Source organism: Enterococcus sp. DIV0236, from assembly GCF_050558525.1.
In the GTDB taxonomy this organism is placed as follows: Bacteria; Bacillota; Bacilli; order Lactobacillales; family Enterococcaceae; genus Enterococcus; species Enterococcus faecalis.
Map to the genome: position 1 here is coordinate 468,585 of NZ_CP187891.1, position 18,749 is coordinate 487,333.

Consider the following 18,749-nt stretch of genomic DNA (forward strand, 5'->3'; position numbering starts at 1 on the left):
GAGAGCATTACACTTATGAGGAGGAGTTCTACGATGGAACAACAACCATTAACATTAACGGCGGCGACAACTCGTGCGCAAGAATTAAGAAAACAACTCAATCAATATTCCCATGAATATTATGTCAAAGATCAACCATCCGTAGAAGATTATGTTTACGATCGTTTGTATAAAGAGTTAGTAGATATTGAAACGGAGTTTCCTGATTTAATCACGCCAGATTCGCCGACACAACGTGTAGGTGGCAAAGTTTTATCTGGTTTTGAAAAAGCTCCGCATGACATTCCAATGTATAGTTTAAATGATGGATTTAGCAAGGAAGACATTTTTGCTTTTGATGAACGTGTTCGTAAGGCGATTGGTAAACCCGTTGCTTACTGTTGCGAGTTGAAAATTGATGGGTTAGCAATTTCATTACGTTATGAAAACGGGGTGTTTGTACGCGGAGCAACACGAGGCGATGGAACGGTTGGTGAAAACATTACAGAGAACTTACGAACGGTTCGCTCTGTACCGATGCGTTTAACGGAGCCCATTTCAGTGGAAGTTCGTGGCGAGTGCTACATGCCTAAACAATCCTTTGTCGCATTGAATGAAGAACGTGAAGAAAATGGCCAAGATATTTTTGCCAATCCTCGGAATGCAGCGGCGGGAAGCTTGCGCCAACTAGATACAAAAATTGTGGCGAAACGGAACTTAAATACGTTTTTATACACAGTTGCTGACTTTGGGCCAATGAAAGCGAAGACGCAGTTTGAGGCATTAGAAGAGCTTTCTGCAATTGGTTTTAGAACCAATCCCGAACGGCAATTATGTCAGTCAATTGATGAAGTCTGGGCCTACATTGAAGAATACCATGAAAAGCGGAGCACTTTGCCATACGAAATCGATGGAATTGTGATTAAAGTGAACGAATTTGCGTTGCAAGATGAATTAGGTTTCACTGTCAAAGCACCTCGCTGGGCGATTGCCTACAAATTTCCACCAGAAGAAGCAGAAACAGTAGTGGAAGATATTGAATGGACAATTGGGCGCACGGGGGTGGTCACTCCTACTGCAGTCATGGCTCCTGTACGAGTCGCGGGAACCACGGTTAGTCGGGCAAGTTTGCATAATGCAGATTTTATTCAAATGAAAGATATCCGTTTAAATGATCATGTTATTATTTACAAAGCCGGCGATATTATCCCAGAAGTAGCGCAAGTCCTAGTTGAAAAACGTGCAGCCGATAGTCAGCCTTATGAAATGCCGACACATTGTCCAATTTGTCATAGTGAGTTGGTGCATTTAGATGAGGAAGTGGCGTTACGTTGTATTAATCCAAAATGCCCTGCGCAAATTAAAGAAGGGCTGAATCACTTTGTCTCACGAAACGCAATGAACATTGATGGCTTGGGGCCACGAGTGTTAGCACAAATGTATGACAAAGGATTAGTGAAAGACGTAGCGGATCTGTATTTCTTAACAGAAGAACAATTAATGACTTTGGATAAAATCAAAGAAAAATCAGCAAACAACATTTATACTGCCATTCAAGGGAGTAAAGAAAACTCTGTCGAACGTTTGATTTTTGGCTTAGGGATTCGCCATGTGGGTGCGAAAGCGGCGAAAATTTTAGCGGAGCATTTTGGTGATTTACCAACCTTAAGTCGTGCAACTGCGGAAGAAATTGTGGCTTTGGATTCAATTGGCGAAACAATCGCAGACAGCGTTGTGACGTATTTTGAAAATGAGGAAGTTCATGAATTAATGGCTGAACTGGAAAAAGCCCAAGTGAACTTGACATATAAAGGTCTCCGGACAGAACAATTAGCAGAAGTGGAGTCACCTTTCAAAGACAAAACAGTTGTTTTAACAGGAAAATTAACGCAGTACACTCGCGAAGAAGCCAAAGAAAAAATTGAAAATCTTGGTGGAAAAGTTACAGGGAGTGTTTCGAAAAAAACTGACATTGTGGTTGCTGGCGAAGATGCTGGCAGTAAATTAACCAAAGCTGAAAGCTTAGGCGTGACCGTTTGGAATGAACAAGAAATGGTCGATGCGTTAGATGCAAGTCATTTTTAAGAAGAAAAATTAACGTTGTCAGATTTTATGTAGTAATTTGATGGTATACTTATTTTAGTCATAAAAGTTATATGAACGAGGACTTTCTGAGTTGAGAAAGGAGGTTGATGCTTATGCGCAATTCTTCTTACTTTAACGAAAGGAGCAATGTTTTTGTCCGTTGAAGCAGCGCTAGGACTGATGATTGGTTTTGCAACACTTGTTGTGACCATTATCTTCGGTATCTTAGCGCTTGTCTTAGACAACAAAAATAACCGTTCATAAGCTTTGAGGAGCTGAACGGTTAAGCGTTTGAAATAAAACCAATAACTCAGTAAGCCGCTAGTTCTTATAACTAGTAGTGGCTATTAGAGAGGTATGTTCCTGCATATCTCTCTTTTCATTTTCATAATAACATATTTCCGTCATTTTTGCGAGCGACAAATTATCAATGAAATTCAAGGTTTCATCTAAAATATCCGACCATTTTATGGTAGAATGGGAACAGAGTGAACAGCTGTGCTAAGCTGTTTAAAGAAATACAATCCAATTGATTAATCTGAAAATGAAAATTTCAGTAAATGATAGAAAGAAGGGTATCTATGGCAATTACAGAAGAACAAGTCAAACATGTCGCTAAATTATCAAAATTATCTTTCTCCGAAGAAGAATTAGCGGACTTTACCAATCAACTAGATAAAATTATTGATATGGTGGAATTACTAGAAGAAGTAGATACAACAGGGGTTCCTTTTACTTCAAATGTGAATGAATCAATCAATGTCATGCGTGAAGACGTAGCGACACCAGGAATGGACCGTAAAGAATTAATGCGGAATGTTCCGGAATCAGAGAATGGTTACATTAAAGTGCCTGCAATTATGGATAACGGGGAGGCAGGAGCCTAATGGAAAAATTATACGACAAATCGTTAACAGAGTTACATGATTTATTGGTTTCAAAAGAAATCACTGCAGTTGATTTAACCGAAGAAACATTAAATCGTATTCAAGATACAGAAGAACAACTAGGTTCTTTTATTACAGTTAGTGAAGAAAAAGCAATGGCATTAGCCAAAGCGATTGACTTAAAAGGCATCACTGAAAGTAATCCATTAGCTGGGATTCCAATTGGGATTAAAGACAACATTGTCACAAAAGATATTTTAACAACAGCTGGCTCAAAAATGTTACACAATTTTGACCCAATTTATGATGCGACCGTGATGGATAAAGTCTATCAAGCGGATATGATTCCAGTCGGAAAATTGAACATGGATGAATTTGCCATGGGCGGAAGTACGGAAACGTCTTACTTCAAGAAAACAAAAAATGCTTGGGATCAAACCAAAGTTCCTGGTGGTTCTTCTGGTGGTTCAGCTTCTGCTGTCGCAGCCGGACAAGTCCCAGTTTCTTTAGGGAGCGATACAGGTGGTAGTATCCGCCAACCAGCCGCATTCAACGGTATTGTGGGCCTAAAACCAACTTATGGACGTGTGTCTCGTTTTGGTTTGATTGCTTTTGCTTCAAGTTTAGACCAAATTGGTCCATTGACACGAAATGTTAAAGACAATGCCTTAGCTTTAAACGCAATTAGTGGTTATGACGAAAAAGACGGCACTTCTGCAGGCGTTTCTGTTCCTGATTTTACGGCAGATTTAACTGGCGACATCAAAGGCATGAAAATTGCTTTACCAAAAGAATACTTAGGTGAAGGGGTACAACCTGATGTTCGTGAAGCGGTATTAAAAGCAGCAGAAACATTTAAATCTTTAGGAGCAACGGTGGAAGAAGTTAGTTTGCCACATTCTAAGTACGGCGTAGCGGTTTATTATATTATTGCCTCTTCAGAAGCAAGTTCAAACTTACAACGCTTTGATGGCATTCGTTACGGGTACCGTTCAGACAATGTACAAAACTTAGAAGATGTCTATGTTAATTCACGTTCTGAAGGTTTCGGAACAGAAGTTAAACGTCGGATTATGTTAGGAACCTTCTCTTTAAGTGCTGGTTATTATGATGCGCACTTTAAAAAGGCTGGTCAAGTCCGTACACTAATCAAACAAGATTTTGAGAATGTCTTTGCGGATTATGACTTAATCATTGGCCCATCCACACCAACAGTTGCCTTTGGTCTAGGGGAAAACATCAATGATCCAATCACAATGTATATGAATGATATTTTAACCATTCCTGTCAACTTAGCAGGACTACCAGGCATGTCCATTCCAGCAGGCTTCTCAGAAGGCTTGCCAGTTGGTTTACAAATTATTGGAAAACATTTTGACGAACATACAATGTATAAAGCAGCCTATGCTTTTGAACAAGCGACAGATTTCCATACGAAAAAACCAGTCATTTTAGGGGGGAACGATTAATGAACTTTGAAACTGTCATTGGATTAGAAGTCCACGTAGAATTGAAAACCAACTCTAAAATTTTCTCCTCTGCGCCAGCGCATTTCGGAGCAGAACCAAATAGCAACACAAATGTGGTTGACTGGAGTTACCCAGGTGTTTTGCCTGTCATGAATAAAGGTGCCTTAGAATTTGGTATGAAAGCAGCACTTGCCTTGAACTGTGAAATTTCAAAAGAAACACATTTTGACCGTAAAAACTATTTTTACCCAGATAACCCGAAAGCATACCAAATTTCTCAATTTGATCAACCAATCGGACATGATGGTTGGATTGAAATTGAAGTCGAAGGCAAAAAGAAAAAAATTCGCATTGAACGGGTGCATTTAGAAGAAGATGCTGGGAAAAATATTCACGGCACAGATGGCTATTCTTATGTAGACTTGAATCGTCAAGGTACGCCTTTAATTGAAATCGTTTCTGAAGCAGACATGCGCTCACCAGAAGAAGCGTATGCTTATTTAGAAGCGTTGCGTTCAATTATCCAATTTACAGAAGTTTCTGATGTGAAAATGGAAGAAGGTTCTATGCGTTGTGATGCCAATATTTCTTTACGTCCGTATGGTCAAGAAGAATTTGGTACTAAAGCGGAATTAAAGAATTTGAACTCTATGAACTTTGTAAAAAAAGGTTTAGCTTATGAAGAAAAACGCCAGGCCAAAGTCCTATTATCTGGTGGCGAAATTCAACAAGAAACACGCCGCTTTGATGAAGCAACTAGTACAACGTTGCTTATGCGTGTTAAAGAAGGCTCAAGTGACTACCGTTACTTCCCAGAGCCAGATGTTCCTCGTTTTTCAATTGATGATGAATGGATTGAAAAAGTTCGCGCTAGTTTGCCAGAAATGCCAGCCTCACGTCGTGCCCGTTATATCAGTGAATTAGGGTTACCTGAATACGACGCAATGGTCTTAACTTTAACGAAAGAAATGTCAGATTTCTTTGAAGCAACTTTAGCAAACGGTGCAGATGCGAAACAAGCATCAAACTGGTTAATGGGCGAAGTTTCTGCTTACTTAAACAGTGAAAAAGTTGAATTAGCCGATACTAAACTAACACCAGAAAATCTAGCGGGTATGATTACTTTGATTAACGATGGCACAATCAGCTCGAAAATTGCGAAGAAAGTGTTCAAAGAGTTAATTGAAAACGGTGGAGACGCTAAAGAAGTTGTCGAAGCAAAAGGTTTGGTTCAATTATCTGATCCAGCGCAATTATTACCAATGATTAACGAAGTTTTAGACAACAACCAACAATCAATTGATGACTTTAAAAACGGAAAAGACCGTGCAGTTGGTTTCCTTGTTGGACAAATTATGAAAGCAACTCGTGGACAAGCAAACCCAGGTGTGGTTAACAAGTTATTGCAAGAAGAGCTTTCAAAACGATAAGAAAGTAGCAGGCAAACCATGAAAAAAGCTAGAGTGATTTATAATCCAACGTCAGGAAAAGAGTTAATCAAAAAGAACTTAGCCGATATTTTATCTATTTTAGAAGAATGTGGTTATGAAGCCAGTGCATTTGCGACCACACCAGAAGAAAATTCAGCACGCAATGAAGCACATCGTGCTGCGCGTGCAGGATTTGATTTACTAGTAGCAGCAGGTGGAGATGGGACCATTAATGAAGTCGTGAATGGGATTGCTCCGTTGAAGCGGCGCCCTAAAATGGCCATTATTCCTGCTGGAACGACGAATGACTATGCACGGGCATTGAAGATTCCTCGTGATAATATCGTTAAGGCAGCAGAAGTGATTAAAAAAAATCAAACTGTCAAAATGGATATTGGCCAAGCCGGCAAAAATTACTTTATCAATATTGCGGCGGGTGGTCATTTAACGGAACTGACTTATGAAGTTCCATCAGAGTTGAAAAGTATTTTTGGTTACTTAGCGTACTTAGCCAAAGGAGCCGAAATGTTGCCGCGAGTGAAGCCGATTAAAATGCGCATGACGTATGATGAAGGTGTGTACGAAGGCAACGCATCAATGTTTTTCCTAGGGCTGACTAACTCGGTGGGTGGCTTCGAGCAAATCGTACCAGACGCTAAATTAGATGATGGTAAGTTTTCATTAATCATTGTAAAAACAGCCAATATTTTTGAGATTCTTCATTTAGTTGCGTTAATGTTAAATGGTGGAAAGCATGTTGAAGATCATCGACTAATCTATACAAAGACCAGCTATTTACATGCAGAAACGTTAGAAAAGAACAATAAAATGATGATTAATTTAGATGGTGAATATGGAGGCGATGCTCCAATGACCTTTAAAAATATGCATCAACACATTGAAATTTTTGCAAATGGTGATGCACTGCCGTCCAATGCAATTATGGGTTCTGTCTTAACTGGTAGCGATGAGATTGTCGTAGAATCAGAAGACGAAGAGGAAGAAGCATATAACGAAGCTAGCAAAGAATTTGTCAAAGAAGTTGAACGACTAACAGACGAAGATATTGATGGCGATGGAAAGATTGCCGAAAAAGAAAAGCACTAGGTAGTCCGTGAATAGCTAATGAAAGATTTAGTTGATAAGATCTTTCATTGGCTATTTTTTGACTAAGGGAAAGGGTCTCATTCTTTTATTTACCTAAAAAGTTCAAACGGAATTGCTAAATCGCCATGAAAATTCGTTGTTGCTTTTCTTAGGTATTTTCATTAGAATGAGTGAAGTGTATAAAAAGAAGGAGCGACTTATGAAAAATTATCCAGTAAAGAAAAATGACGTCATTGAAGTAGAAATCATTGACTTGACGCATGATGGTTTAGGCGTGGCAAAAGTGGACCATTATCCATTGTTTATTGAAAATGCCTTACCAGGTGAAAAACTTGAAATCAAAGTCTTAAAAACAGGCAAAAGTTTTGGTTATGGGAAAGTATTGACTGTCCTAAAAAGCAGTGAACAGCGTGTTCCCGTGAAAGATGAAAACTTTACAAAAGTCGGAATCAGTCCGTTGCAACATTTAGCGTACGGCGCCCAACTATCATTTAAAACGCAACAAGTCGAAAATGTTATGCAACGTGTCGCTAAATTGCCAGAAGTCCCTGTTTTACCAACAATTGGGATGAACGATCCGTGGCATTACCGGAACAAAGCACAAATTCCCGTGCGTAAAATTGACAACCAACTACAAACAGGTTTTTTCCGGAAAAATAGCCATGATTTAATTCCAATGGAACATTTTTATATTCAAGACCCAGAAATTGATGCAGCAATTGTTAAAATCCGTGACATTATGCGTAAATATAGCGTAAAACCTTATAACGAATCTGATAATACAGGGAACTTACGCCATATTGTCGTTCGTCGTGGCTACCATACTGGGGAGATGATGGTTGTTCTAATTACGAGAACACCGAAATTATTCCCAATTAGTAAAATTGTGCCAGACATTTTGGAAGCTATTCCGGAAGTAGTCAGCATTGTACAAAATGTAAATCCAAAACGAACCAATGTCATTTTTGGCGACGAAACCATCTTATTACATGGGTCTGAAAAAATTACAGATACTATTTTTGATTTGAAATTTGAAATTTCCGCGCGTTCATTTTATCAAGTAAATCCACAACAAACAGAAGTGATGTATCAAAAAGTTAAAGAGTATGCGGCTTTAACAGGCAATGAAATTGTGGTGGATGCCTATTGCGGGATTGGAACGATTGGCTTAACTTTAGCCCAAGATGCAAAGCAAGTTTACGGTATTGAAGTGATTGAAGAAGCGGTCAAAGATGCAGAAAATAATGCTAAATTAAACAACATTGAGAATGCCACTTTCACGGCTGGTTTAGCGGAAGAATTATTGCCAAAATTAGTTGAAAATGGCTTGCAACCAGATGTTGTGGTGGTGGATCCACCACGGAAAGGGTTAGACGGTCAATTAGTAAACACATTAATTGAAACGCAACCTGAACGAATTGTTTATGTCAGCTGTAATCCAGCCACACTCGCTCGCGACATTGCATTATTAACAGAAGGTGGCTATGAAGCAAAAGAAATTCAACCAGTGGATAATTTCCCACAAACGACCCACATTGAATCTGTCACGTTATTAACAAAGGCGGTGGATTAAATGAATGAAAAAGAAAAAATGTTAGAATTAATTAAAAAGAAACAAGGTGGTGGCCGTTCTAAAAAAATGGAAACTCCCAAAAATGATCGTAAAAACATGCGCAAAGGGCCTAAAATTTTTAATAAATAAGTGGTTATCAGTAAAAAGTTGTCGCCCATTAATGAAATGGGCGACAACTTTTTTGTTAAAGCATTCCTAGCCAAACAAATAAGTTGTTATTTTGCTAGTAAATCTGTTATTTTAGACAAAAGACAAGGAGGGCTATTCAGTGGAATATGTAACAACATTAGAAGAATTAGAAGAAAAAATTACAGACAATCGTCTACAAGCCGTCTTTTTGACAGCAAAAAATTGTAGTGTTTGTACAGTTGATAAACCGATTGTCGAAAAAATTGCAACAAAATATGAATTTCCTACATACATTGCAGAAGCTGATAAAAGTCCAGAAATAATTGGACAATTAAATGCTTTTTCTGCACCGACCATTATCTTATACTATGAAGGAAAAGAAATTCATCGCCAAGCTAAAATTATTAACTTTCAAGAAATTGAAAAGAGAGTTCGACAAGTACAAGAAAATAGTTAATCAAAAAGGAAGCCACCGATCACGGAGAGGCTTCCTTTTTAATTATCTCGCTAAATGTTCAGTTTGTTGTTGAGAAAAAAGTTGATAACTGACAAAAACTTCTGCTCTTTTGTTTACTTCTAATTTAACGAAAATATTGTGGATATGTGTTTTTACTGTCCCGATTGATAGGAATAGTTCGTTGGCTATATCTTGATTTGTTTTGCACTCTAAAAGTAACGAAAGCACTTCTCGTTCTCGCTGCGTTAATTGATAGGCATCACAAAAAGGCGCCAAAAGTACGGGTTCATCTGATTGATTTTCTTCCAATTTAGCAGCGTCTTTTTCAAGAACCGACAGAGGAAAATCACGATTACAGAAGTAGATAATGGCGATGGAGAGAATGATTGTATAAATATCTTCAGAAACGTTTCGGTTGTTAATTTTAAAGACAATATCAGAATATTGGTCAATGTTAAAAATAACGAAGGTATCTTCCAAAAGAATCGCCACACCGAAACCAATGCTTAGCCAACCAATAAAACGAAGATATTTTTTCGCAAGGGCTGATAAAGGATCTATTCGTAGTTGATAGAGCGCATAGCATCCAAGGTAAATTAAAAATAGCTGATTGGGTAAATAGTACAACCAAACTTTTAAGGCGGAATTTTGTGAAAATGGAATAGCTAGCATCCATAAACCAATTAAAAATAACCAGACAAATTGATAATTTTTAAAAGGACGACCACTAATAGTATTGATAATAGCCAGATAGGCAAAATTACAACAAATAAAAATGATGGTCTTTAAAAAAGGTGCGGTCATAAAGGTCTGATTATATTCGGTTGCAAACGAATTAATGAACTCAGTCATATAAACAATCACATTGTCACAAATAAAAATAACCATTAAAAAGAGAAGCAATAAAAAAATCGGTTGTTTATTTTTCAAGTAAAGATTTAAGGTAAAGGTTGAAGTAAACGAATATAAAATAATCAACAAGATGTTATAAATAAAAACAAATGTCACGATTGGAAACCCCTTTCATCTTTTATTTTAAGTGAATGATTTTTCAAAATAATTATACCATTTTCAAATCTATGATTGGTCAGAAATTAGAGAGAAATCCGCCTAAACTTTTATAAACCCCTGGTGTACCAACGGTTTATAACCATAAATAAACTTTTTTTACTGAAAAATCACACCAAAAAAGAAAGCGTTTTCTAACTTTTGGCGGATAGTAAACTCTTCGCTAAACTTGGTAAAGTCAATGTGTAAACAAAAACAACTTTTAGGAGGAACACATCATGAAAAGAGATTACGTTACAACAGAAACATATACGAAAGAGGAAATGCACTACTTAGTCGATTTATCATTAAAAATTAAAGAAGCGATTAAAAATGGGTATTATCCGCAACTGTTAAAAAACAAATCTTTAGGAATGATTTTCCAACAATCTTCAACTCGAACACGAGTATCTTTTGAAACTGCAATGGAACAATTAGGTGGACATGGCGAATATTTAGCACCTGGTCAAATTCAATTAGGGGGACATGAAACGATTGAAGATACCAGCCGTGTATTGTCACGTTTAGTAGATATTTTGATGGCTCGTGTGGAACGTCACCATAGTATTGTTGATTTAGCTAATTGTGCTACCATCCCAGTCATTAACGGTATGTCTGATTACAATCATCCAACCCAAGAATTAGGTGATTTGTGTACCATGGTTGAGCATTTACCAGAAGGCAAAAAATTAGAAGATTGTAAAGTTGTCTTTGTCGGAGATGCGACACAAGTTTGTTTTTCTTTAGGATTAATCACAACAAAAATGGGCATGAATTTTGTTCACTTCGGTCCAGAAGGCTTCCAATTAAATGAAGAGCATCAAGCGAAATTAGCAAAAAATTGTGAAGTTTCAGGCGGTAGCTTTTTGGTCACAGATGATGCAAGTTCTGTTGAAGGCGCTGATTTCTTGTACACGGATGTTTGGTATGGCTTGTACGAAGCGGAATTATCTGAAGAAGAACGTATGAAGGTTTTCTATCCAAAATATCAAGTGAATCAAGAAATGATGGATCGGGCAGGTGCCAATTGTAAATTCATGCACTGTTTACCAGCAACACGTGGGGAAGAAGTAACTGATGAAGTGATTGACGGTAAAAATTCTATTTGTTTCGATGAAGCAGAAAACCGTTTAACATCTATTCGTGGCTTATTAGTATATCTTATGAATGATTATGAAGCAAAAAATCCTTATGATTTAATCAAGCAAGCAGAAGCGAAAAAAGAACTAGAAGTTTTCTTAGACACTCAAAGCATTTAACGGCCAACTGTCCACTGATTGAAAAAATGAATCAGTGGACAGTTTATAAAGAGAGGAAGAGTCTTCATGGAGGGGAAAAAGAAATTTAGTTTAACGAGTGCCATTTTATCAGTGATCTGTGTGGTTTTCGTTGCTGAAGCAGCGGCGCCTGTTGCTGCAATTGGTAATTCTCAGTTTTTTTGGTGGATTTTCTTATTAATTGCATTCCTATTGCCATATGGGTTAATTTCATCAGAATTAGGAACAACTTATATTGGTGAAGGGGGCATCTATGATTGGGTGACCAAAGCATATGGTCATCGTTGGGGTGCCAGAGTTTCTTGGTATTATTGGATTAATTATCCATTGTGGCTAGCTTCATTAGCCGTTATGACGCCAGAACTATTAACGACAATTACAGGTATTAAGTTTTCAACACCGATGATGATTATTGTTGAATTAATTTTTACTTGGATTGTGGTTTGGATTAGTTTTTATCCAGTCAGCGACAGTATCTGGATTCTAAATGGAGCTGCCGTAATCAAGATGGTTTTAGCTGTCTTAATTGGTGGGCTAGGATTGTATGTAGCCTTGACGAAAGGTGTTGCCAATGAATTTACCTTGAAATCAATGCTGCCAACGTTTGACTTAAGGAGTTTATCTTTTATTTCTGTAATCATTTTTAATTTGTTAGGGTTTGAAGTCATCTGTACGTTTGCAGATGATATGGAAAATCCTAAGAAGCAAATTCCACAAGCTATTGTAGCAGCGGGGTTAGTCATTGCGGCCATTTATATTTTTTCAGCCTTTGGAATTGGGGTAGCGATTCCCACCGATCAAATTAGTACCGGCAGTGGTATGATGGATAGCTTTAAACTATTGACAGGCTCGACAGAAGGTTGGTTCATTATGTTGATGGCTTTCCTATTCCTTCTTACGTTGTTCGGCAACATGATTTCTTGGTCATTAGGAGTCAATAATACAGCTTGTTATGCTGCTGAAAATGGTGACATGCCTAAATTTTTTGAAAAACGTAGTAAGAAAAATGACATGCCAATTGGGGCTGCTTTGATGAATGGCATTGTGGCATCGGTGGTCATTGTATTAGCACCAATTTTACCTAATCAAGATTTATTCTGGGCCTTTTTCTCCTTGAATGTCGTCCTATTCTTGTTATCGTATATCCCAGTTTTCCCAGCTTTTTATAAGCTTAGAAAAATTGATCCCGATACACCACGTCCGTTTAAAGTTAACGGAAAACCAGGATTTTTAAAAGTTTTAGTGGTTTTGCCAATGATTATGATTATTATTTCACTGATTTTCACAGCAGTGCCTTTAGATTTTAGTCCCGCAGCATTAAATGAAAAATTACCAATCACAATTGGGGCAATCATTTTTATTCTGTTTGGTGAAGTAATTATTTACGTGAAAAAAATTAAGAAGGGAACGAAAGAAAATGGCTAAACGAATTGTAGGAAGTACCCCTAAACAAGATGGCTTTAGAATGCCAGGAGAATTTGAACCACAAGAGAAAGTTTGGATGATTTGGCCAGAAAGACCGGATAATTGGCGCGATGGTGGTAAACCTGTCCAAGAAGCTTTTACTAATGTGGCCAAAGCAATTAGTCAATTTACACCGATGAATGTGGTGGTTTCTCAACAACAATTTCAAAATTGCCGTCGCCAATTGCCGCCAGAAATTACGGTTTACGAAATGTCAAACAATGATGCCTGGGTTCGTGATTGTGGACCATCATTTGTCATTAACGACCATGGAGAAATCCGTGGTGTGGATTGGACATTTAATGCTTGGGGGGGATTAGTAGATGGTTTATATTTCCCTTGGGACCAAGATGATTTGGTTGCACAAAAAATTTGTGAAATTGAGCATGTAGATTCTTATCGTACAGATGATTTTGTTTTAGAAGGCGGTTCATTCCACGTAGATGGACAAGGAACAGTCTTGACTACAGAAATGTGCTTATTAAGTGAAGGTCGAAATCCACAACTTTCAAAAGAAGCAATCGAACAAAAATTATGCGACTATTTAAATGTTGAAAAAGTTCTTTGGCTAGGTGATGGAATTGACCCAGAAGAAACTAATGGTCACGTGGATGATGTAGCTTGTTTTATTGCACCTGGTGAAGTGGCTTGTATTTACACCGAAGATCAAAATAGCCCATTTTATGAAGCGGCACAAGATGCGTATCAACGTTTGCTTAAAATGACTGATGCTAAAGGACGCCAATTAAAAGTCCACAAATTATGCTGTCCTGTCAAAAATGTAACCATTCAAGGTTCCTTCAAAATTGATTTCGTGGAAGGAACCATGCCAAGAGAAGACGGCGATATTTGTATCGCATCCTATATGAACTTTTTAATTACAAATGATGGCGTGATTGTGCCACAGTATGGTGATGAAAATGATCGTTTGGCTTTAGAGCAAGTTCAAGCGATGTTCCCAGATAAAAAAATTGTCGGCGTTAATACGGTAGAAGTTGTTTATGGGGGCGGCAATATTCACTGTATCACACAACAAGAACCAAAGCGCTAGGAGGGAAACAGATGTCAAAAATAGTGATTGCATTAGGTGGAAATGCGTTAGGAAATTCTTCGAAAGAACAATTGGCAAAAGCACAAACCGCTGCAAAATCCATTGTTGATTTAATTGAACAAGGCCATCAAGTGGTGATTGCTCATGGCAACGGGCCACAAGTTGGCAAAATTCGCTTAGCTTTTGAGGAAACGAGTCAATCTCCAGAAGATGTCGTGCCGTTTCCTGAATGCACAGCAATGAGCCAAGGCTATATTGGCTATCATTTACAACAAGCAATTGATGAAGAACTAGTAGCCAGAAATTTAGGGGAACAACCAGTTGTTACGTTAATTACACAAGTCGTGGTGGATCCGAAAGACCCAGCGTTTACAAAACCAACAAAACCAATTGGTGGTTATTATGACGAAGAAACAGCCAAACAGTTGATGGCGGAAACTGGGAACGTCTATCAAGAAGATGCGGGTCGAGGCTGGCGACGGGTAGTTCCTTCACCAAAACCAGTTGATATTTACGAAAAAGTTAGCTTGCGAACACTTGTTGATGCAGGACAAATCGTAATTGCTTGTGGTGGTGGCGGGGTTCCTATTGCCTATGATGGTCCAGTCTATCATGGTGTAGATGCAGTCATTGATAAAGACTTTGCGGCAGCAAAAATGGCTGAACTCATTGAAGCAGATGTTTTTGTGGTATTAACTGCAGTGGAACATGTTTTTGTTAACTTTGGTCAAGCAAATCAACAAGCTTTGACCGATGTTACGGTTACGGCAATGCAACAATATATAGAAGAAAATCAATTTGCGCCAGGTAGTATGTTACCTAAGGTAGAAGCGGCCATCAGTTTTGCAGAAAGTAAACCAAACCGCCAGGCGATTATCGGGCTTTTAGAATTAGCTTCGGAAGCAATCAAAGGAGAAAGTGGTACACGAATTACACAATAAATTCTCAGTATTTAACTTTCACAAAAGACTAAAACAAACGCATTTAGCGGACTATCTTAATCGTTAGAGAGTAGGACATCGGTCGTTTTGACGGATGTCCTACTCTCTATTTTGTCTTTTTAACGAACAAAACTGTTAGTTGTCATGCAAAAATAAACATAGTAAGATAATCTTTAAATGGTATAGGAGGATAAAAATGTCTAAATTTTTAAAAGTAATCGGAATAATTGCTGTTTTGTTAGTCATAATAGGCGCTGCAGCGTATTGGTTTATACTCAAAAAGTTCACTCCTGAGGCAGAAACCCCAGCAATGTACAATCAAGAGAGAATCGTTAAAACGATTGAAGACCAATTAAAAGAAACAGATGTACAAAAAGCTCGGACCAAAGCACCGTTGATTATTGAAAAAAATATCACTGAATTACAGCAAGCGATTGCCGAAGGAACATTGACCTATGAAGAACTTACGGCGTTTTATTTGGACCGTATTTTACAGTTCGATCAAATAGATAATGGCATGAACAGCATCTCTGAAATCAATCCGCAAGCAATTAAGGAAGCCAAGGCATTTGACCAGCAAGCCTCTCAAACACCGAAGAAGCCTTTGTATGGTATTCCTGTGACTTTGAAAGAAAATATAAATACGACCAACATGATTTCGAGTGCAGGAGCTTATGCCTTACGCACGTTCAAGCCTAAGGAAGATGCGGAAGTAGTTAAGAAGTTAACAGAGGCGCAAGCTTTGATTTTAGGAAAAGTAAACTTATCTGAACTAGCGAATTATATGTCAATGAAAGCACCAAGTGGCTATAGTTCCAAACATGGACAAACACTTAATCCTTATGGGCCGCTCAAAATAACACCTTCAGGTTCAAGTTCTGGGAGTGGGGCTAGTGTGACGATGAATATCGGCGCCTTCTCTTTAGGCACTGAGACGATGGGATCGATTGTTTCCCCCGCTTCTCATCAATCAGTGGTTGGTTTTAAACCGACCCACAGTTCAGTAAGTGGCGAAGGTGTTTTGCCATTGGCACCGTCATTAGATACAGTTGGCCCGATTGCCCGAAGTGTCGTTGATGCTGCGCAAGGCTATAATGCGTTTAAGAAAGACACGGTTCCGAGCATTGATTCAACGAAATTTACTAAAAATAACTTACAAGGTCAACGCATTGGGTTGCTAGAAATGCCAAGTGCTGAAGAAGAATTTGCGACTGCTAAAAAGGCCCTCCAAAAAGCTGGAGCAGAAGTGATTCCGGTAACGCCAGACATGGAAGGGATTGATGGCGGGAAAGTTATTTCCAATGAATTTAAGTTTGCATTGGAAGAATTTGCGAAACGTTATGACTTACCATTTAAAACACTGGAGGAACTAATTGCGTATAATCAACAAGATAAAAAGGTTCGTGCCAAGTATGGGCAAGATTTATTAGAAGCAGATGTTAAAAAGAAACAACCAGATAAAGAAATCATTCAAACAACCATTAAAAAAGCACAGCAAACGTTTGATGCGTTGCTAAAAAAACAACAATTAGACGGATATGCTTTTATTGATTCTGAAGGTACGGGTTTAAGTGCCGTGGCAGGATATCCTGAATTGACGGTTCCTTTGGCGAAAAACAGTGAAGGACAACCTTATGGGCTGACTTTTACACAAACTGCCAATAATGAGCAAACGTTATTTGAGCAAGCTTACAGCTTTGAACAAAGTACCAAAGGACGGATAGTACTTTCAGACAACGAGCTGTTGGCAAACAGTAAAAAAATAAATAGAGATGAGCAGTAAAGGGAAACTAGGAATGGCGAAATATCTGTATCAAACCTAATAAAGATAATCGACCTACAAATGAAAGGAATTGTTTGTAGGTCGATTATTTAGGTGAGTCGTTTTTTTTGCTTTTTTAGGCGAATGTTTTCATGTAATAAGTTAATAAGTGGCCAGATTCGAGAAATAAGGCCGTCAATTTTTAAGCATTTCAATAAAAAGAGTGAACGATGGCTGTGTTTGAAGCATAAATATGTACGATTGCTTCCGCTTTCGCAACATTAATTTGGAGCGCTACCGTCGTAAAGGGTTCTGCCGCAGGAATCATTAGATGGAAACAAATCCATGAATACATAGAAGATTAAAGCAAGATGAAGAAAATATTGTGGCAATAAAGGATACCAGAAAGCTTACGAAATAACTATATGTAGTGTGTTTTTATTTTTTTGATCAATATATAGTATTAAAATCTTCTTTTTATTCCGAAATCTGATTGACTTGTTTTTTAAAACGGAGTACTCTTATTGAGACGTCAACAGAGAAAAGTTTGGTTTTAGGAAGGTCGGAAATTTGTTGTGAATAAGAATTTTTTGGTGAATGATTTTAAAGGTTGGGAAACGAGAAGTTACTTGTTTTTAGCTTTGATGGTGGGGGTACAGTTGATTGCATTTGCTATCAATCCATCGAATTGGATTACGTTAGTAGGTGGTTTAGCCGGCATCATTTGTGTGAATTTAATTGCCCAAGGAAAAGTCAGCAATTACATTTTTGGGTTAATCAGTGCAGTGATTATTGGCTATTTTGGGTTAGTGACACGGGTATATGCGGAAGTTCTTTTACAAAGCTTCTATATTATTATGGACATTACAGGGCTTTATGCTTGGCTTCGGGCTAGCGAGGATGGCTCAGGTCAAGTAACCGACGTAAAAGTTTTAAAAGGTATTCAGTGGTTGTATGCCTTTTTAACGTGGCTGCTCATTGGCGTAGCTGCATATATTTTGTTAGGTTTTGTAAATGATGCGCAACAAACATTAGATGCAATCACGTTTAGTGTTTCAGCGACAGGGATGTTATTGATGATTAAACGTTATCAATCGCAATTCGTGTTTTGGCTACTAGGAAATATTTTTTCAATTTTGTTATGGTTCCGAGCAGGGACGCACGCTGGTGGTGATTATGCGATATTTGTTATGTATTGTATGTATACTTTTAACTCAATTTTTGGTATGTTTAATTGGTTGAAGATAAAAAATAAAATGGAAAAAAATAGGTAGGGAGTTCGATGGCAGTGATTGTTTTAGCAGGTACGATTGGCGCTGGTAAATCTAGTTTAACAGCTTTAATTGCAAACCGTTTAGGTTCAGAAGCCTTTTACGAATCAGTTGATGATAATGAGGTATTACCTTTATTTTATGCGGAACCGGAAAAGTACGCATTTTTATTACAAATTTATTTTTTAAATAAACGTTTTGATAGTATTAAACAAGCATTAACGCATGAAAATAATGTATTGGATCGCTCGATTTATGAAGATTCATTACTTTTTCATTTAAATGCAGATTTAGGTCGTGCAAACGAAACAGAGGTCAAAGTGTACGATGACTTATTACAAAATATGCTCCAAGAATTGCCTTATGCTGCGCATAAAAAAAGACCTGATTTGTTAGTTCACATTCGTATTTCATTTCCCAAAATGTTGGAACGCATCAAAAAACGTGGCCGTCCTTATGAACAAATTGAGACAGATCCAACGTTGTATGATTACTATCAAATGTTGAACGAGCGTTATGATCAATGGTACGAAGACTATGATGAAAGTCCTAAAATTCAAATTGATGGCGATAAATATGATTTTGTCGAAGATCCTGAAGCGTGTCAATATGTCTTGGCGTTAATTGAGAAGAAAATTGAAGAATTAGAAAGATAAATAAAAAGAAGCAAGTCCGGACTTGCTTCTTTTTGACTTAAAATGTGGATAGATAGGCTAAAGTTGCTACTAAATAAAGGAGTGTAGTGCTAAATTATAGAATCGGATTTTAACCTTCCCCTAAGTTAAAATCGGATAATCTATCTATCGACAGTTTAAGTTTG

General features: G+C 37.8%; 18 protein-coding genes. 16 read left to right on the forward strand and 2 right to left on the reverse strand.

Annotated features, from left to right (window positions below):
• The first annotated feature begins 33 nt into the window (after positions 1-33).
• Positions 34-2,064 carry an NAD-dependent DNA ligase LigA gene (gene ligA, locus IGK27_RS02325; protein ID WP_002358699.1) on the forward strand — a complete coding sequence of 677 codons (2,031 nt, stop codon included), beginning with the start codon at positions 34-36 and terminating at the stop codon, positions 2,062-2,064.
• On the opposite strand, the gene IGK27_RS02330 is transcribed toward ligA, so the two are convergent.
• Positions 2,061-2,276 carry a hypothetical protein gene (locus IGK27_RS02330; protein ID WP_002382998.1) on the reverse strand — a complete coding sequence of 72 codons (216 nt, stop codon included), beginning with the start codon at positions 2,274-2,276 and terminating at the stop codon, positions 2,061-2,063. The genes ligA and IGK27_RS02330 overlap by 4 nt on opposite strands.
• Here IGK27_RS02330 and IGK27_RS02335 point away from each other — a divergent pair.
• From IGK27_RS02335 to IGK27_RS02370, 8 genes are all read left to right on the forward strand, one after another.
• Positions 2,242-2,328 (forward strand): hypothetical protein, encoded by an 87-nt coding sequence (locus IGK27_RS02335; protein ID WP_306173767.1) that lies wholly within the window; start codon positions 2,242-2,244, stop codon positions 2,326-2,328. The genes IGK27_RS02330 and IGK27_RS02335 overlap by 35 nt on opposite strands.
• A 317-nt stretch (positions 2,329-2,645) precedes the next feature.
• Positions 2,646-2,951, forward strand: a complete 306-nt coding sequence (gene gatC, locus IGK27_RS02340; protein ID WP_002355569.1) for an Asp-tRNA(Asn)/Glu-tRNA(Gln) amidotransferase subunit GatC — start codon at positions 2,646-2,648, stop codon at positions 2,949-2,951.
• On the forward strand, positions 2,951-4,420 hold the full coding sequence (gatA, locus tag IGK27_RS02345) for an Asp-tRNA(Asn)/Glu-tRNA(Gln) amidotransferase subunit GatA (protein WP_002358701.1): 1,470 nt from the start codon (positions 2,951-2,953) through the stop codon (positions 4,418-4,420). Before gatC ends, gatA begins: the two co-directional genes overlap by 1 nt.
• Entirely contained in the window at positions 4,420-5,850 is a 1,431-nt protein-coding gene (gatB, locus tag IGK27_RS02350; protein ID WP_002358703.1) for an Asp-tRNA(Asn)/Glu-tRNA(Gln) amidotransferase subunit GatB, read from the forward strand. The genes gatA and gatB overlap by 1 nt, the downstream gene beginning before the upstream one ends.
• A gap of 18 nt (positions 5,851-5,868) precedes the next feature.
• On the forward strand, positions 5,869-6,957 hold the full coding sequence (locus tag IGK27_RS02355) for a diacylglycerol kinase (RefSeq protein WP_002355572.1): 1,089 nt from the start codon (positions 5,869-5,871) through the stop codon (positions 6,955-6,957).
• A gap of 199 nt (positions 6,958-7,156) precedes the next feature.
• Positions 7,157-8,530, forward strand: coding sequence for a 23S rRNA (uracil(1939)-C(5))-methyltransferase RlmD (gene rlmD, locus IGK27_RS02360; RefSeq protein ID WP_002366181.1), 1,374 nt, complete (start codon positions 7,157-7,159; stop codon positions 8,528-8,530).
• Positions 8,531-8,659 (forward strand): hypothetical protein, encoded by a 129-nt coding sequence (locus IGK27_RS02365; RefSeq protein WP_002355577.1) that lies wholly within the window; start codon positions 8,531-8,533, stop codon positions 8,657-8,659. It abuts the gene before it with no gap.
• Between the two features lie 139 nt (positions 8,660-8,798).
• Complete coding sequence (locus IGK27_RS02370) at positions 8,799-9,116, forward strand: thioredoxin family protein (protein ID WP_002355583.1); 318 nt, start codon at positions 8,799-8,801, stop codon at positions 9,114-9,116.
• Positions 9,117-9,158: 42 nt separating this feature from the next.
• Here the strand turns inward: IGK27_RS02370 and IGK27_RS02375 are convergent, their stop codons facing one another.
• A complete protein-coding gene (locus IGK27_RS02375) occupies positions 9,159-10,004 on the reverse strand; it encodes a helix-turn-helix domain-containing protein (protein WP_002392183.1) in 846 nt (281 codons plus the stop codon).
• Positions 10,005-10,402: 398 nt separating this feature from the next.
• Between IGK27_RS02375 and ptcA the strand changes: the two genes are divergently transcribed.
• The 7 genes from ptcA to IGK27_RS02410 all read left to right on the forward strand — a co-directional run bounded on the left by ptcA (position 10,403) and on the right by IGK27_RS02410 (position 18,585).
• On the forward strand, positions 10,403-11,422 hold the full coding sequence (ptcA, locus tag IGK27_RS02380; RefSeq protein WP_002355587.1) for a putrescine carbamoyltransferase: 1,020 nt from the start codon (positions 10,403-10,405) through the stop codon (positions 11,420-11,422).
• A gap of 66 nt (positions 11,423-11,488) precedes the next feature.
• Positions 11,489-12,865 (forward strand): APC family permease, encoded by a 1,377-nt coding sequence (locus IGK27_RS02385; protein WP_002355588.1) that lies wholly within the window; start codon positions 11,489-11,491, stop codon positions 12,863-12,865.
• The gene (gene aguA / locus IGK27_RS02390; protein WP_002355589.1) at positions 12,858-13,955 is read left to right on the forward strand and encodes an agmatine deiminase; all 1,098 of its coding nucleotides are present in this window, start codon (positions 12,858-12,860) and stop codon (positions 13,953-13,955) included. The genes IGK27_RS02385 and aguA overlap by 8 nt, the downstream gene beginning before the upstream one ends.
• A gap of 11 nt (positions 13,956-13,966) precedes the next feature.
• The gene (gene arcC, locus IGK27_RS02395; protein ID WP_002355590.1) at positions 13,967-14,896 is read left to right on the forward strand and encodes a carbamate kinase; all 930 of its coding nucleotides are present in this window, start codon (positions 13,967-13,969) and stop codon (positions 14,894-14,896) included.
• Positions 14,897-15,092: 196 nt separating this feature from the next.
• A complete protein-coding gene (locus IGK27_RS02400) occupies positions 15,093-16,679 on the forward strand; it encodes an amidase family protein (protein WP_002361263.1) in 1,587 nt (528 codons plus the stop codon).
• A gap of 554 nt (positions 16,680-17,233) precedes the next feature.
• On the forward strand, positions 17,234-17,932 hold the full coding sequence (gene pnuC / locus IGK27_RS02405; protein ID WP_002413802.1) for a nicotinamide riboside transporter PnuC: 699 nt from the start codon (positions 17,234-17,236) through the stop codon (positions 17,930-17,932).
• A gap of 8 nt (positions 17,933-17,940) precedes the next feature.
• Positions 17,941-18,585, forward strand: coding sequence for a deoxynucleoside kinase (locus tag IGK27_RS02410; protein WP_002355594.1), 645 nt, complete (start codon positions 17,941-17,943; stop codon positions 18,583-18,585).
• Positions 18,586-18,749 lie beyond the last annotated feature (164 nt).